Genomic DNA, 15,430 nt, shown 5'->3' on the forward strand with positions numbered 1-15,430 from the left:
CAATGAACTTTTGTATACCTTTTAAACCATCATACGACAATTCGCCAGCGCGTGCCGGAGCCGGCCATGGCGCTGCCGCAGCCTGCGCCATGGCGGCCTGGCGCCGGTGAGGCTGGCCATCTTGCGCTAAGATACCTGCATGTCTGATGGCCCTGCGCGCAGCGCGTGCGCGTGCGCGAGCCAGCATTTTTATCGTCACCCTATAAGGAACACCCATGATGAACCCCCAATTGCGCGCGATCGTCCGCGGCATGCCGAAGGCCGAACTGCATATCCATATCGAAGGCTCGCTGGAGCCAGAACTGATTTTCGCACTGGCAGAGCGCAATGGCGTGCCTCTGGGCTATGAATCGGTGGAACACTTGCGCAGCGCCTATGCTTTTACGGATTTACAGTCTTTTCTCGACATTTATTATGCTGGCGCAAGCGTGCTCTTGAAAGAGCAGGATTTCTATGACATGACGCAAGCCTACCTGCGCCGCGCCGAAGCCGATAACGTGCTGCACACGGAAATCTTCTTCGACCCGCAAACCCACACGGCGCGCGGCGTGCCCATTGCCGACGTGATCAACGGCATCCACCGCGCCTGCCAGGACAGTCCCGTCAGCGCGGCCCTGATCCTGTGCTTCCTGCGCCATTTGAGCGAGAAAGAGGCGTTCGAGACCCTGGAAGACGCCTTGCCGCACCGCGACAAATTCATCGGCATCGGCCTCGATTCCTCGGAAGTGGGCAACCCGCCCGAGAAATTCTCGCGCGTGTTTGCCCGCTGCCGCGAACTGGGCCTGCACCTGGTGGCCCACGCGGGCGAGGAGGGCCCGCCGGCCTACATCCGCACGGCGCTCGACGACTTGCAGGTCGAACGCATCGACCACGGCGTGCGCTGCCTGGAAGACGCGGACTTGACGGCCCGCCTGGCGCGCGAACAGATCGCCCTGACCGTCTGCCCCCTGTCGAACACCAAGCTGCGCGTGTTCGACCAGATGCACGACCATAACCTGGTGCAATTGCTCGACGCGGGCTTGCTGGTGACGGTGAACTCGGACGATCCCGCGTATTTCGGCGGCTACATGAACGACAATTTCGACGCCATCTTCGACGCGCTGCCGCTGGGCCTATCCCACGCGCAACGCCTGGCGCGCAACGGTTTCATCGCCGCCTTCCTGCCGCAGGCGCAGAAAGACGCCTTCCTCGCTACCGTCGATGCGTATTTCGCGCAGCACGCCGCCGCCCACGGCAGCGCGCAGTAACTCTATAAAGACCCGCCGCCCATGTTCCGCCTCTCCCTGAAAATGACCGGCCGCGACTGGCGCGCCGGGCAACTGCGTTTCCTGCTCGTCGCGCTGATCGTCGCCGTGGCGGCCCTGTCGGCCGTCGGCTTCTTCGTCGACCGCCTGCGCGCGGGCCTGAACCGCGACGCGCACCAGCTGCTGGGGGCCGACCTGGTCATCAGCGCCGACCAGCCCGTCAATGCGGCCTGGCGCGCGGAGGCGCAGAAGCGCGGCTTCATCCTGGCCGACACGGTGACGTTTCCCAGCATGGCGCAGGCGGGCGAGGGCGAGCAATCGCTGTCGCAGCTGGCCTCCATCAAGGCCGTCTCGCCCGGCTACCCGCAGCGGGGCAAGCTGAAAATCACCACCCAGGTTAGCGAGGCGCAGGATGCCGTCGGACGGCCAACGGACCAGGTGCCGGCGCCCGGCACCCTGTGGGTCGATGCGGCCATCCTGTCCAGCCTGAACGCCAAGCTGGGCGACACGCTGACCCTGGGCGACAAGGCGTTTACCGTCACCCAACTGATCGCCAGCGAGCCGGACCGCGGCGCGTCCTTCCTCAACTTCGCTCCTCGCGTGATGCTGCCCTTGAGCGACCTGGCCGCCACGGCGCTGGTGCAGAACGGCTCGCGCGTGTCGTACCGCTTGCTGTTGTCGGCGCCGCCCGCCAAGGCGGGTGAACTTGCGCAATATCAAGCCTGGCTGGAAAGCCAGATCAAGACGCAAGCCATCAAGGGCGTGCGCATCGAATCGCTGGAGTCGGGCAGCCCGCAGATGCAATCGACGCTGGACCGCGCCGACCGCTTCCTGTCCCTCGTCGGCTTGCTGTCGGCCATGCTGGCGGCCGTCGCCGTGGCCATGGCGGCGCGCCGCTTCATGCTGCGTCACCTGGACGCCTGCGCCATGCTGCGCTGCCTGGGGCTGACGCAAAACCAGGTCACTGCCATGTACGTGATCGAATTTTTATTGGTCGGCCTGGCCGGCAGCGTGGTCGGCGTGATGGTGGGTTTCGGCGGCCACCTGGTGCTGCTGGAGCTGCTGGGCAAGCTGGTGCAGAGCGACTTGCCGCCCGTGTCCATGTTGCCCGCCCTGCAGGGCGTGGCCACCGGCATGCTGTTGCTGCTGGGTTTTGCCCTGCCGCCGATTTTGCAGTTGCGCAATGTCCCCCATAACCGCGTGATCCGCCGCGAGCAGGAGCCGCCGCAGGCGCTGGCCCTGGCCACCTACGGCCTGGGCATCGCCGCCTTCGTCGTGCTGCTGTTGTGGCAAGCGGGCGACGTGAAACTGGCGCTGCTGACGGCGGCCGGCTTCCTGGGCGGCTTCGCCCTGTTCGGCCTGGCCGGCTGGCTGGGCATCCGCTCGCTGAAAACCCTGCGCGGCGCCTTCAAGCACCAGGGCTGGCGCTTCGCCGTCACGTCCCTGCAGCGCCGCCCGGGCGCCACTGTCATCCAGGTGGTGTCCCTGGCCTTGGGCCTGATGGCCTTGCTGCTGCTGACGGTGGTGCGCGGCGACTTGATGGTGGCCTGGCGCAACGCCACGCCGCCGGACGCGCCGAACAGCTTCATGATCAATATCCTGCCGGAACAGAAAGACCCGATCGCCGCGCGCCTGGCCCAGGCCGGCGTGGCCAATGCGCCCTTGTATCCGATGATACGGGGGCGTCTGGTGGCCGTGAACGGCAACGCCATCACGGAAACCACGTATGAGGACGACCGCGCCAAGGGCCTGGCCGACCGCGAATTCAACCTGTCGACGATGGCCACGATGCAGGAAGAAAACAAGCTGGTGGCCGGCAAGTGGTTCGGCAATGCGCCGGGCGCGCCAGCCGAGGCGTCGGTGGAAGAAGGCATCGCCAAGACCCTGAAGCTGAAGCTGGGCGACAAGCTGCGCTTCGACATCGCCGGCCAGTCCGTGGAAGCGGCCATCACCAGCTTGCGCAAGCTGGAATGGGGTTCGATGCGCGTCAATTTCTTTGTCATCATCAATCCGGCCGCCATGGCGGACACGCCGCAGACGTGGATCACGGCGTTTCACCTGCCGCCCGTGCAGGCGGACCTGGGCAACGCCTTGCTGCGCGATTACCCGAACCTGACGGTGGTCGACGTGGGCGGCGTGCTCAAGCAAATCCAGGGCGTGCTGGACCAGGTGGTGACGGCCGTCGAATTCCTGTTTGCCTTTACCTTGGCCTCGGGCTTGCTGGTGCTGTATGCGGCCCTGATGGGTTCGCAGGACGAGCGCACGCGCGAAGCGGGCCTGCTGCGCGCGCTGGGCGCCACGCGGCGCCAGCTGGCGCAGGCGCAGCTGATCGAGTTTTCCCTCGTCGGCGCGCTGGCCGGCCTGCTGGCGGCCTCGGGCGCGGCGGCCATGGGCTGGGCGCTGGCCACGTACCAGTTCAAGTTCGCCTGGAGCTTCGCGCCCGGCGTGTGGGCCTTTGGCTTGCTGGCCGGCGCCCTGTGCGCGATCGCCGGCGGCTGGCTGGGCTTGCGCAATGTGCTGAAACATCCGCCGCTGCAAACCTTGCGGGAAAGCTAAGGACTAGGCGCCCACGCTGTCGTCCGCCTGCGCGCGTAAAAATTGCGCGTAGGACATGACCGGCTGTCCCAGCTGGTGCGGCGGCACGTCGAACAGGGCCCAGAAATAGGTTTCGCGTCCCAGGCAGATGGTGGGCGCGGCGCAGTAGCGGAACCAGTTTTCGCCGATGTGCGCCGCATACATGCCGTCGCTGTCGGCATCGGAAAAGTACGGGATCACGCGCATTTCCAGCAAGGCCAGCAGCAGGGACTCGGGCGCGTCGCTGTCGCGCGCCATTTCGTACTGCGTGTGCAGGCTGCGTTCCGTCTCGATGATCATCAGGCGGGCCTGGCCGTCGCGCGTGAAAAACAGGATGCCGCAGGGATTCGGGAAAATATAGAACTCGACAAAGCCATGGCGCCGGCACAGCTCCTGCACGACGGCGGCCATGGCTTCGTCTTGCAGGAAACTATAGTCGTGCAGCAATAGCAAGTCGCGCACCGTGTCCGACTGCTGCAGGAAGAATTCGCGTTGCAGGGAAACGATTTCCTGTTCCAGTATATCGAGCGCATCGTCGTCGCTCTTCTTGACGTAGCGGTCGATCAAGCCCCGGTTGAAGGCCGTCACGGCCACTTTTTCATCGGCCGCGCCCGTAAATAAAATCTTCTTGCACGGCAAGTCACGCACGGCCTGGCAGAATTCCAAGCCATTCATCTGCGGCATCGAATAATCGACCACCAGCACGGAAGGCACGGCAAAGCGCTGCGCCTGGCCGCTGATGCGCCAGATGCGTTCGAGGTCGAGCGCCACGTTGCGCTGGTCGCGCGGCAGGTTCTGTGTGTCGAAATTGACGTGCAGCGGCGTCTCGCCCGGCTGCGTGCTGTGGCGCAGCCAGTGCAGCGCGCTGCTGGTGTCATGAAAGGTCAGGCGCGCCAGCGCGGGATCGAGCTGGAACGCCAGGCTTTTCAGGAAGGAATCGCTGTCATCGATCAATACGGTCAGGGTCGGATGGGAGTAGACGGGCAGTTGCATGCATCACCTTGCGGGGGAAGAGGGTTGTAAGCGGGCAGGCAGGGGCTGGGGAAATTCCAGGATGAAAATCGCATATGCATGCTCGCGCGACACGCAGCGGATGCGCGCCTGCCAGGCCGTGATGATCTGCCGGCACAGGGCCAGGCCGATGCCGCTGCCGTTATGCACGGGATACGAATAAAAACGCTCGAAGATCAGCGGCAGGCGGTTTTTCGCGATGCCGCAGCCCGTGTCGATGAACAGCAGCCTGGGCACGGGGCGGGCGCCGTCGATGATGATGCGCACGCGGCCCTTGCCGGCCCGCTGGATGGCTTTCAGCGCGTTCCTCAGCAGGTTCAGCAGGATCACCACGCACAGTTCGTCCTGGCCGGCGAACTGGAAGTCGGCGCGCACGTCCACCTTGACGCGGCTGCGCTGGCTGTTGCCGGTGAATGGGTAGCGCTTCAGCACGGAATTCACCATCGCCAGCATCGACAGCGCCTGGCTGGGCTGCAGGTTGCGGTTCACGGCGCTGGCGCTCATCAGGAACAAATCGATCATGTGCTGCATGTGGCGCACTTCGAACTGGATGCGCGACAGGGCTTCCTGCAGCGGCGGCAAGTCGTGCGTCTGGCCGGCCAGTTGCGGCAGCAGCCGGCGCATGCCCCGCACATTGGCTTCCACGCTCGTCAGCGGCGTGCGCAGCTCGTGCGCCACGGAACCGAGCCCGGCGGACAGGCCGGCCAGCCGTTCCAGTTCCAGCACCTTGCTGCCCACTTTCACCACGGACAGCGCGGCTATGGTGAACCAGTGCACGGGCAGTTGCTGCAGCACTTCACGCTGCAGCAGGAAGTCGCCTTCTCCCTGCAGGATGACGGCCAGGCAGGCGGTGCTGGTGCCGATCAGGTAGGCGCGGCAAGCCAGCTTCGTTTCGAAATGAAACAGCACGACCAGGCCGATCAGCAGCGATTCGCTCCAGATGGACGACGCGTGGTTCATCAGAAACATGAAGGTAAAGAAGAAAGGCAGGATGTAGCTGAGCGCGAACAGCAGGTAGCGCGACAGCCAGCGGGCCGAGAAGTGGCGCGCAAACAGGCCGACCGCGCAGATGCCCACGCCCGTCAGGCGCAAGGTCAGGTTTTCATAGGCTTGCGGAAAAAAGTAATTCCACAGCAGGTAGTACAGCGGCATCGCCACCGTGCCCACGGCGGCCAGCATGGCAACCCTGCCGGCCAGGTTTTCATGGGGCATGCGTTCATGCAGCAGCGAATGGAGCAGGCGCCTGCGCCAGTGTGTCCATCGTCCGTGCAATTGCTGCGTCATGACTCTGCCTTGATTCTCTTCAGAACATTATCATCGCGTAAATTTTCCTGGTTGAACGGTTATCTCATCGGACATTGATATACGTCAATGGATGGGTTCGCGAGACGGTCAAGGCTTTAAGCCGCAGCAAACCTTTCCCCAGGAGAAAACTCATGACCATCGCTACCAGCTTGCACGCCCCATCCTTCGTCCGCGCCGAACACTGCTTGCCAGACTACATCGTGCGGCGCATGGATGCGCACCACGTCACGCGCATCGAAAAACTGCTGGGCGGCCAGCATCCCCATGCCTGGCAACCGACACCCGCCCATGCTATTTTCCTGGCCGGCAATGACTACCTGTCCATCGCCGCCGAGCCGGCGCTGGTGGCGGCCCAGGTGGCGTCCCTGCAGGCGCATGCGGGCGGCATGCTGATGTCGGCCGTGTACTTGCAGGAAGGCAGCGAACAACACCGGCTGGAAAGCCGGCTGGCCCGCTTCATGGGCAGCGAGGACGGCATCCTGGCGCAGTCCGGCATGGCGGCCAACGTCGGGCTGATCCAGTGCATCGCCAGCCCCGGCATTCCCGTCTACCTCGACATGCAGGCCCACGCCTCGCTGTGGGAAGGCGTGCTGTCGGCGCAGGCCCAGGCCGTGCCCTTCCTGCACAACGACATGACGCACTTGCGGCGGCAAGTGGAAAAGCATGGCCGCGGCGTGATCGTCGTCGACGCTCTGTACAGCACCAACGGCAGCCTGGCGCCGCTGCTGGAATTGCTCGACATCGCCGAGCGCAGCGACTGCGTGGTGGTGGTCGACGAGTCGCACTCGCTGGGCACGCATGGCCCGCAGGGTGCGGGCCTGGTGGAGGCGTGGGGACTGGGCCACCGCGTGCATTTCCGCACGGCGTCGCTGGCCAAGGCTTTCGCGGGACGCGCCGGTTTCATCAGCTGTTCCAGCCGCTTCAAGGGCTATTTTTTGTCCGAATCACGCCCCGCCATCTTCAGTTCCTGTTTGCTGGCGCATGAGCTGGCGTGGCTGGGCGCGGCGCTCGACTTCATCATGGCCGCCGATGGGCGGCGCGCCACCCTGCAACGCCATACGCTGCAGGTGCGCGAAGGCTTGCGCGAACTGGGCTACAACGTCAGCGATGGCACGGAGCAGATCGTGGCGCTGGAGGCGGGCGGCGAACCGGCCACCCTGGTCCTGCGCCAGGCGCTGGAGCGGCAAGGCATTTACGGCGCCATGTTTTGCGCCCCGGCAACGGCGAAGAACCGCGCCCTCGTGCGCCTGACCCTGAACGCGGGGCTCGACGGGGCGGCCATCGAGCGGGTGTTGGCGGGCTGCGCCGCCATCCGCGCCGAAGCGGGCGTGGAACATTGGCCGTCGACGCGGCGCCTGCGCAGGCTGGCGCTCGTGTAGGGGCTTCAGCCGGCCAGCCGGCCCAGGAGGGCGGAAAGCGCTCCCAGCTGTTCTGCCGGCGCATCCTGCAGCAATTCGCGCCCCACGGCCTGCGCGGTGGCGCTCGCATGTCCCAGCAATTCCTGGCCGGCGGCAGTCAGCACGGCATAGCCGACGCGGGCGTCGCGCGCATCGGCCTGGCGCGCCACGAGGCCGATCTTTTCCAGCGGCATCAGGGAGCGCGTGACGCCGGAGGCCGTCAACGCCAGGCGCTCGGCCAGGTCGATGCGGCGCAGGCGCGCACCGGGCGCGCGCTGCAGCTGGTACAGCAATTGATAGTCGCTGAAGCTCAGGCCATGCAAATTGCCCAGGGCGCTGTCGAAGCGGCGCACGATGAGCGCCTGGGCGCGTGCCAGACGCAGGCAAAAGTCCAGCGCGCCGTCGGCGTCCGGCGACGGGAGAGTGTGATCGTTCATGGCTTCCATTTTATCCATTGCGAAATGCTTGAGTGCGCAAGTGTAAAGCAATGCCGCTCAATACAGTGGCTGGCCTTGCTCCAGCCACTGTGCGCGGTGCAAGTCCAGCAAGGCGCCCAGTTCGGCATCCGCATCGAAGGCGGGGTCGTCGGGCAGCTTGAGCGTATCGATGACGGCGCAGGAAAAGGCCGCCGCGCCATCGCGCCGCCAGTCCGCCTGCAGCAGGGCGTTGCGGTGCTTGCCCAGGTTCAGCTCGAAGCGGTGCCGGTTCAGCATGCCGGGCGCGTTGCGGCTGCTGTCGAGCAAGGTGCGCCCGCTGGGCAAGTGCCGCAAGGCGATGATGCCCAACGGCGGCGGCTGTTGCCGGTAGTGCGCTTTCAATGTTGCCTGTCGTGTCTTGTCCATGTTTTACTTCTCCGATATCGTTTGGGTAATCGTTTCCGGTCCGGCGATGCGCGGGATGGCGGTAAATAATGCGGCCGCCACGGCGGCCGCCAGCAGCAGGGCGCCGCCGCCGCAGAACAGCTCGCCAACGCTCAGGTGGCGCAGCAGCGCGCCCGTGGCCGCGGCCGACAGCGGCGCCAGTCCCAGGAAGATGCCCATGAACAGGGCCATCGCCCGGCCCAGCATGGCGGGCGCCACGCGCCGCTGTATCCACGTAAAGATGGCCACCTGCAAGTAGCCGCCCAGCAACCCTGTCACGGCCAGCAGGGCCGCGCCTTGCCAGGCCGAGCCGATTTGTCCCAGCGCCATCAGCAGCAGGCCGACGACCGCGTCGACGAGCAGCAGGGTGGCGCCGAAGTGGCGGCGCAGCCAGGCGCCGCCCAGGCTGGACGCCAGCATACCGGCCAGGGTGCCGGCGCCATGCGCGCCCATCAGCAAACCCAGCGCGGAGGCGCCCTGCAGGCGCTCGCTGGCCAGCACGGGCAAGGCCACCTGCAGCGGCCCCATGACGAAGAATGCCACCACCGCCCAGTACGCATAGCAGCTGCGCAAGGGAAGGTCGCGCCACACCATGGCCAGGCCCGCCGCCATGTCGCGCCACATGCCCTGCGCCGTCGCCGCGGCCAGTGGCCGCAGGCTCACTTGCCGCAAGGTCCACGCGGAGAACAGGAACGTCAGCGCATCGATGGCAAAGGCGGCGGCCAGCGCCGCCATGGAGGTGTGCTGCGCGCCATCGCGGGCGCCGAGCACGAGCGCCGCCAGCAGGGGGCCGGCCAGCAGGGACAACTGGCGCGCGCCCATCTGCAAGCCATTGGCGTTTTGCAACGATTGCGGCGGCACGGCTTGCGGCAGGATGGCCGTGCCGGCGGGAATGCCGAAGGCGGCCGCGATACCCAGCGCCAGCGCGGCCGCATATGCGAGCGCCAGGCTGGCCTGGTCCAGCAGCAGCAACCCCGCGAGCGCCAGCAGGATGACGGCATTTGCGTATTTGCTCAGCAGCATCACGCGCCGGGGCGAATAGCGGTCGGCGATGGTACCGCCCAGCAAAATCAGCACGGCGCGCGGGGCGCCCATCAGGGCCACGGCGATGCCCAGGCTGAGGCTATCGCCCGTCAGGCTCAGCACCAGCCAGGGCAGGGCCAGCATGCTGAACTGGTCGCCCAGCATGGAGACGAGGCCGCCGCCCAGCAGCCAGCGGAAGTTGGTATTGCGTAGCAAAGGGGATTCTGCGGTGGTGGGCATGGTTGACCTGTCCGTGTTTAAAGATTGCATAGTAGTTGATAAAAGCTTGAGTAGTCAAGTATATTGCTTTTTATGCCGGCAGCGGCAGCTGGCGCCGCATGGGCCGCCGGCGCTTGCGCTATCATGGCGGCCATGACTGATACCACTGCCTCCACCCTCTACGAGACCATCGGCGGCGCCCCCGTGCTGCGCGAAATGGTCGACCGTTTTTATGACTTGATGGAACTCGAAGCCGAGTTCGCCGGCATCCGCGTCATGCATCCGCCCTCGACGGACGGTTCGCGCGACAAGCTGTATTTCTTCCTGACGGGCTGGATGGGCGGACCGGACTTGTATATCGAGAAATTCGGCCACCCGCGCCTGCGCGCGCGTCACTTGCCCTACGCCATCGGCACCAGCGAGCGCGACCAGTGGCTGCGCGCCATGGCCTGGGCCATGGAAGACACGGGCATCGAAGAGTCCTTGCGCGTGCGCCTGATGGAATCGTTCTATCAGACGGCCGACTGGATGCGCAACAAACCTGACTGACACCCATGAGCCCTATCGAGTTTTACAGCCTGCTGGGCGCCGCCATCGTCGCCATCGTCCTGTTGCTATTGATCTTGCTGCGCCCCCGTGGCGCGGCCGGCGATGGCGCCACCACCCTGGCCCTGGTGCAGCAGCACCAGCAGCAAAGCCTGGAGCGCATCGACCGGGTCGAGCGCGAAGTGCGGCTGCAGCTGCAGGCGTCGGCACAGGCGACGCGGCAAGACCTGGCCACCAGCCTGGCGCAATTCCAGGCGGCGACCCTGCAGCAGCTCGACAGCCTGCGCACGCAGATGCAGGCGCAGGGAAAAGTCGGGCGCGAGGAACAGGCGCAAAGCCTGGCGCGCTTTGCCGACAGCACCAACCAGACCCTGGCGCAGCTGACGGAATCGAATGCGCAGCGCATGCTGGAAGTGCGCGCCACCCTGGAAAGCAAGATCCGCGATTTGCAGGCCGACAATGGCGCGCGCCTGGAAGAGATGCGCAAGACGGTCGACGAGAAATTGCACGCGACGCTGGAAACGCGCCTGACGGCCTCGTTCCAGCAAGTGTCGGAGCGGCTGGAAAAAGTCCACCAGGGCCTCGGCGAGATGCAGCAGCTGGCGCTGGGCGTGGGCGACCTGAAGCGGGTGCTCACCAACGTCAAGACGCGGGGCACGTGGGGCGAAGTGCAGCTGGAGATGCTGCTGGAGCAGGTACTCACTGTCGACCAGTACGCGAAGAACGTGGAAACCTTGCCGGGCAGCGGCGCGCGCGTGGAATTCGCCCTGAAACTGCCGGGCCTGTCCGATGGCGGGCCGCCCGTGTGGATGCCGATCGATGCGAAGTTCCCCAAGGAACAGTATGAGCGCCTGGTCGAAGCGGCAGAGCGGGCCGATGCCGACGGCGTGGCCCTGGCCGGACGCGAGCTGGAACGGGCCGTGCGGGGCGAAGCGAAAACCATCGCGGTCAAATACCTGGCGCCGCCGCTGACCACCGACTTTGCCATCCTCTTCCTGCCCACGGAAGGCTTGTATGCGGAAGTGTTGCGCCGCCCGGGCCTGGCCGATGAATTGCAGCGCGTGCACCGGGTCAGCATCGCGGGGCCATCCACGTTGACGGCCTTGCTCAACAGCCTGCAAATGGGTTTCCGCACCCTGGCGCTGGAAAAGCGCTCGTCGGAAGTGTGGCAAGTGCTGGGCGCCGTGAAGACGGAGTTCGGCAAGTTTGGCGACGTGCTGTCGCAAACCCGGCTGACCCTGGAAAAGGCGGCGAAGAATATCGAAAGCGCGGAAGTGCGCAGCCGGCAAATGGCGCGCAAATTGAAATCCGTGGAAGCCTTGCCGGGCGAGGCGGCTGCCTTGCTGCTGGGTAAGGCGGACGCGGGGCTGTCCGCCGAAGCGGACGGCGAATAGCCCCGCCGCCGTTCAGGCCGCCGCCGCAGGCCGGCGGCGCAGCGTGGCGCAGACCAGCAGCGCGAGTCCCGCCAGCAGCATGGCCCACGTTTGCGGTTCCGGCACGGCGGGCAGGACGGACAGGCCGGTGGGCGGCAGCGAAGGCAGCATGACGGTGGGGTTGAATGGCTCGACGATGATGCTGCTGCCGCGCGGTGGCTGGCCACCGCCTATGCCCGACGGCAACATCGTGTCGCGGCTGCCGCGCACGACATCGAAACCTAGCAGGGGCAGGCCGGCCATCACGGCCGGCGGCGTCGCGCCCGTGAGCGAGCCGCCATGCGCGGCGACGGGATGCTCGATGACGGGCACGCCCGTTGCCGCCGGCGCTGCCGCTGCCGGCGTTGCACCGCCCGGTGCGGCGCCAACCGGGGCCGCGCCAGCGCCGCGCGGCCCGGCCGCCGCCTGCGTGATGCGGCTGACATTGCGGCACACGGTGGGCACGAGGATGCAGGCGCCCTGCACGCAGTACACGAGTCCCCTTTCCTGCATCTGCTCGCTCCAGCCTGCCCGCGTGACATTGCGGCAGACGCGGCCCGGGCCGAAATGCATGTCGCTGATGCGCGCATCGTAATTGCCCTTGCCGCGGATGGCGTCGCGGCTGATCACGACGATTTCATCATACTGGCGCGCGCGCATGCGCGCCTTCAATTGCTCGCGCACCTGCGGCGCGATGTCCGGGTACCTGTCCACGGCGGCCACGACGTCGCCCATGAACGGGTCGGCGCCGGGGCGGTTCCAGCTGCAGTTGTCCAGTACGTCGGCCCGAGGGGCCCCTTTGGCATGGGCGGGCGGCGGCGCGAGGGTCAATAGGCCAAGCAGGCAAGCCGCTCCCAGCATGCTGGCGCCCGCGCTCCAAGAGCGGTGTCTCATTATTAGTTTCCTCATGAAAACAATATCAAAATTGAACTTTTCGTATAAGTTCGGATGTTATCACTGAAGAAACTTCAATATCAACAAATAAATAAAATAATTACAATTAGTGTTGTGTTTGTTGATATGTTATTTGAAGAAATAATTAACATTTTTATCTCAATAGCCGAGCAGTTTCTGGGAAGAAAATTGATTGCGAAGGAGCAATGCAAACGGCCCGCGCAGGGCGGGCCGTTCGGGAGGGGAAGCTTGGGGATGCGCCGCCGGCGGCGGCGCGGCAAGGGATGCTTAGATGCGGCCCGGGCAGGCTTGCGTATCGAAGGCGGGATAGCCGATGGCGGGCAGCTTGTGCAGCCAGGTGCGCATCAAGGTGCGCGCCCCTTGCGCATCGTACTGCCGCCCTTGCTGCAAGTCGGCGGCGAGCGTGTCCAGCTCTGAGCAGATCGATTGCTTGCCGGCCTGGGCCGCCAGCAGGGAGGCCAGCAGTTCCGGCAGCACGGACGCCGCCGGCGCCGCCTGGCGCGTGGCGCGGTAGTGCTGCCAGTAGCGCCCGGCGGCATCGCCATCAAAGCTGGGGACGAAACCGAACGTGGCGTCATCGCGGTGCAAGCGGTACACGGTGGGAAAGTAATGCGGGCCCGTCAGTTCGCCAGGAAAGCGGTCGCGCCGCAGGACGTCGATGGCCAGCGATCCGTCGCGCTCCATGCGCACGGGACTGGGCGCATCGTACTGGTCCACGCTCACCATGGCGGGTGAGTTGCCTTGCATGAAAATGATCTTTTGCGTGTAATGGCGCCCGCCCAGATGGCCGCACAGGGCGACGAAGCGGTCGTCGAGGGCGGTGACGGCCGCAACGGCGCCGCAGCCGGGCCGCAAGGGCGTGTTTTCCTGCCACACGAGCGCCTGGTCGCTGGTGCGCACGAGGCGGATGCGGCCCACGGTGTCGCCGTGCGAGTCACCGCGTGCATCCTCGATGCGTTCGTCGAAGCGCACCGTGTAGCCATTGCTGTGCACTTCGCCGGCGTACGCCGTCATGCCCTGCAGCAGGGCCAGTGCCAGTGCCAGTTTCATACCAATCCCTGGAACAGCACGATATCGACCAGGTCGCCGGCGGCCACGTGGCCTTGCGCTTCGTGCAGCACGATCATGCAATTGGCTTGCGTCATCGAGCGCAGGATGCCCGAGCCTTGCGCGCCCGTCACGCGCACGTGCTGGCGCCCGTCCGCACCGCGCTCGACGATGCCGCGCTGGTATTCCGTGCGGCCCCGTTTCTTGCGGATCGCCGCTTGCGCCGCCACTTGCAGCAGCGGCAGGGCGGACGTGTCCGCGTCGGCGCCCATCAGGCGCAGCAGGGTGGGGCGGGCGAGGAAATAAAACGCCGCCATCACGGCGACCGGGTTGCCGGGCAGGCCCAGCAGTAGTGCCGATTCGCCTTCGCTGGCAATCCGCCCGAAGGCCATGGGGCGGCCCGGGCGCATGTTGATTTGCCAGAAGGCCACGTCACCGAGGCGCGCGAGGATGTCGCGCGTAAAATCGGCCGCGCCGCTGGACACGCCGCCCGAGGTGATGATGACGTCGGCCGTGGCGCAGGCGCCGCGCAGGGCCGCTTCCAGCGCTTGCGGATTGTCCTTGACGATGCCCATGTCGAGCACTTCGCAGCCGAGGCGCGTCAGCATGCCCAGCAGGGTGTAGCGGTTGCTGTCGTAGATGCAGCCCGCGTCGAGCGGCTCGCCGATCGAGCGCAATTCGTCGCCGGTGGAAAAGAAGGCCACGCGCAGGCGGCGGCGCACGGGCACCGTGGCGATGCCCAGCGAGGCCAGCAAGCCCAGCTCGGCCGGTCCGAGTATCTTGCCTTGCAGCAGGGCCGGCTTGTCCTGCATCAAGTCTTCGCCCTTGAAGCGGCGGTTGTCGCCGGCGCGGATGCAGTCCGGCGCCACGGTAATGCTGGCGTCGCCCGCTTGCAGCACCAGTTCCTGCGGCACCACGCTGTCGCAACCGTCGGGCATGACGGCGCCCGTCATGATGCGCGCGCATTGGCCGCGTCCGATTTTGACTGTGCCGGGACGCCCGGCCAGGATGGTGTCGACCACGGCCAGGGTCACGGGGGTGTCGCCGCCGAGGTCGGCGCCAAGGTCAGCTCCGTAAAGCGCATAGCCATCCATGGCGGAATTGTCGTGCGCGGGCACGCTGATGGGCGAGATGATGTCGGCCGCCAGGATGCGTTCGAACGCTTGCGGCAGCGGCAGTTCCTCGATCTCGGCCACGGGCGCGACGGTGTCGGCCAGGATGGCTTGCGCCATCGGCACGGACAGGCCCTGCGCCTGCAGGGCGGCCAGCTCGTCCGGCGTATTGATGTTGCCGAATGCACTATTGTTTTCGAAGAGCACTTCGGCCAGTTTCAAAGGGCCGTGCCAGGTGCGCATGCGGCGTTCGCCGCCGCGCAGATAGGCGTCGAGCTGGGGCAGGGCGGATGTTTTTACCAGGCAAAAGACGGGGTGCGGGCGGCGCACGGCCGCTCCCGTCGCCGCATCGATTTCCTCGGTGACGGCGATGGCCAGGTCGGCATTGTCTTGCCTCAAACCGGCGGCCAGGCGCGCCGCCAGGTCGGGCGGCAGCAGGGGCGAGTCGCACGGCACGGTGAGCAGATAGGGCGTGCCGGCGTGCTGCATGCCGCTGTGCAAGCCGGCCAGCGGACCCAGCTGGCCTGGCAGCACGTCGGGCCACACGGGCAGGCCGAAGCGCGCGTAGTCGCCCGCATCCGCGTGGACGCTGAGGGCCAGCTGGCCTACTTGCGGCCCCAGGCGCTGGGCCACGTGGCGCGCCAGGGGCTGGCCATGCAGGGGCAGCATGCCCTTGTCGCGCTGGCCCATGCGCGTGCCGAGGCCGCCGGCCAGGATCAGGCCGGTAATGTCGTGTTTGTTGATCATGTCAGGTAGGAAAATTGG

13 protein-coding genes are annotated in these 15,430 nt (G+C 66.1%); 5 read left to right on the forward strand and 8 right to left on the reverse strand.

Annotation, left to right across the window (positions count from 1 at the left end):
• Positions 1 to 215: 215 nt before the first annotated feature.
• Together NCG91_RS18235 and NCG91_RS18240 are read left to right on the forward strand one after the other, a co-directional pair.
• Positions 216 to 1,247 carry an adenosine deaminase gene (locus tag NCG91_RS18235; RefSeq protein ID WP_099666830.1) on the forward strand — a complete coding sequence of 344 codons (1,032 nt, stop codon included), beginning with the start codon at positions 216 to 218 and terminating at the stop codon, positions 1,245 to 1,247.
• 21 nt (positions 1,248 to 1,268) lie between these two features.
• The gene (locus tag NCG91_RS18240) at positions 1,269 to 3,800 is read left to right on the forward strand and encodes an ABC transporter permease (RefSeq protein WP_251350697.1); all 2,532 of its coding nucleotides are present in this window, start codon (positions 1,269 to 1,271) and stop codon (positions 3,798 to 3,800) included.
• Positions 3,801 to 3,803: 3 nt separating this feature from the next.
• Here the strand turns inward: NCG91_RS18240 and NCG91_RS18245 are convergent, their stop codons facing one another.
• Both NCG91_RS18245 and NCG91_RS18250 read right to left on the reverse strand, forming a co-directional pair.
• Positions 3,804 to 4,811 (reverse strand): response regulator, encoded by a 1,008-nt coding sequence (locus tag NCG91_RS18245; protein WP_099666832.1) that lies wholly within the window; start codon positions 4,809 to 4,811, stop codon positions 3,804 to 3,806.
• A 3-nt stretch (positions 4,812 to 4,814) separates the two neighbouring features.
• The gene (locus NCG91_RS18250) at positions 4,815 to 6,113 is read right to left on the reverse strand and encodes a sensor histidine kinase (protein ID WP_251350698.1); all 1,299 of its coding nucleotides are present in this window, start codon (positions 6,111 to 6,113) and stop codon (positions 4,815 to 4,817) included.
• A 152-nt stretch (positions 6,114 to 6,265) separates the two neighbouring features.
• Here NCG91_RS18250 and cqsA point away from each other — a divergent pair, with 152 nt between their 5' ends.
• Positions 6,266 to 7,513: an alpha-hydroxyketone-type quorum-sensing autoinducer synthase gene (gene cqsA, locus NCG91_RS18255; protein ID WP_099666834.1), complete on the forward strand. Its 1,248-nt coding sequence runs from the start codon at positions 6,266 to 6,268 to the stop codon at positions 7,511 to 7,513.
• 5 nt (positions 7,514 to 7,518) lie between these two features.
• On the opposite strand, the gene NCG91_RS18260 is transcribed toward cqsA, so the two are convergent.
• The 3 genes from NCG91_RS18260 to NCG91_RS18270 are packed head-to-tail and all read right to left on the reverse strand — an operon-like array spanning position 7,519 to position 9,654.
• Positions 7,519 to 7,968, reverse strand: a complete 450-nt coding sequence (locus tag NCG91_RS18260) for a MarR family winged helix-turn-helix transcriptional regulator (protein WP_099668394.1) — start codon at positions 7,966 to 7,968, stop codon at positions 7,519 to 7,521.
• 57 nt (positions 7,969 to 8,025) lie between these two features.
• Positions 8,026 to 8,373, reverse strand: coding sequence for a GIY-YIG nuclease family protein (locus NCG91_RS18265; RefSeq protein ID WP_150131032.1), 348 nt, complete (start codon positions 8,371 to 8,373; stop codon positions 8,026 to 8,028).
• 3 nt (positions 8,374 to 8,376) lie between these two features.
• Positions 8,377 to 9,654 (reverse strand): MFS transporter, encoded by a 1,278-nt coding sequence (locus NCG91_RS18270; protein ID WP_251350699.1) that lies wholly within the window; start codon positions 9,652 to 9,654, stop codon positions 8,377 to 8,379.
• A 132-nt stretch (positions 9,655 to 9,786) separates the two neighbouring features.
• On the opposite strand from NCG91_RS18270, the gene NCG91_RS18275 reads away from it, so the two are divergent.
• Both NCG91_RS18275 and NCG91_RS18280 read left to right on the forward strand, forming a co-directional pair.
• Positions 9,787 to 10,182 carry a group II truncated hemoglobin gene (locus NCG91_RS18275; protein WP_251350700.1) on the forward strand — a complete coding sequence of 132 codons (396 nt, stop codon included), beginning with the start codon at positions 9,787 to 9,789 and terminating at the stop codon, positions 10,180 to 10,182.
• A 5-nt stretch (positions 10,183 to 10,187) separates the two neighbouring features.
• Positions 10,188 to 11,573: a DNA recombination protein RmuC gene (locus NCG91_RS18280; protein ID WP_251350701.1), complete on the forward strand. Its 1,386-nt coding sequence runs from the start codon at positions 10,188 to 10,190 to the stop codon at positions 11,571 to 11,573.
• 12 nt (positions 11,574 to 11,585) lie between these two features.
• Here NCG91_RS18280 and NCG91_RS18285 read toward each other — a convergent pair whose 3' ends face one another.
• The 3 genes from NCG91_RS18285 to moeA all read right to left on the reverse strand — a co-directional run bounded on the left by NCG91_RS18285 (position 11,586) and on the right by moeA (position 15,412).
• Positions 11,586 to 12,485: an MHFG family PEP-CTERM protein gene (locus NCG91_RS18285; protein ID WP_251350702.1), complete on the reverse strand. Its 900-nt coding sequence runs from the start codon at positions 12,483 to 12,485 to the stop codon at positions 11,586 to 11,588.
• Positions 12,486 to 12,773: 288 nt separating this feature from the next.
• On the reverse strand, positions 12,774 to 13,556 hold the full coding sequence (locus NCG91_RS18290; RefSeq protein WP_251350703.1) for a hypothetical protein: 783 nt from the start codon (positions 13,554 to 13,556) through the stop codon (positions 12,774 to 12,776).
• Positions 13,553 to 15,412, reverse strand: a complete 1,860-nt coding sequence (gene moeA / locus NCG91_RS18295) for a molybdopterin molybdotransferase MoeA (protein WP_251350704.1) — start codon at positions 15,410 to 15,412, stop codon at positions 13,553 to 13,555. The genes NCG91_RS18290 and moeA overlap by 4 nt, the downstream gene beginning before the upstream one ends.
• Between the last annotated feature and the right edge of the window lie 18 nt (positions 15,413 to 15,430).

Source organism: Janthinobacterium kumbetense (assembly GCF_023703445.1).
Classification (GTDB): domain Bacteria; phylum Pseudomonadota; class Gammaproteobacteria; order Burkholderiales; family Burkholderiaceae_D; genus Janthinobacterium; species Janthinobacterium kumbetense.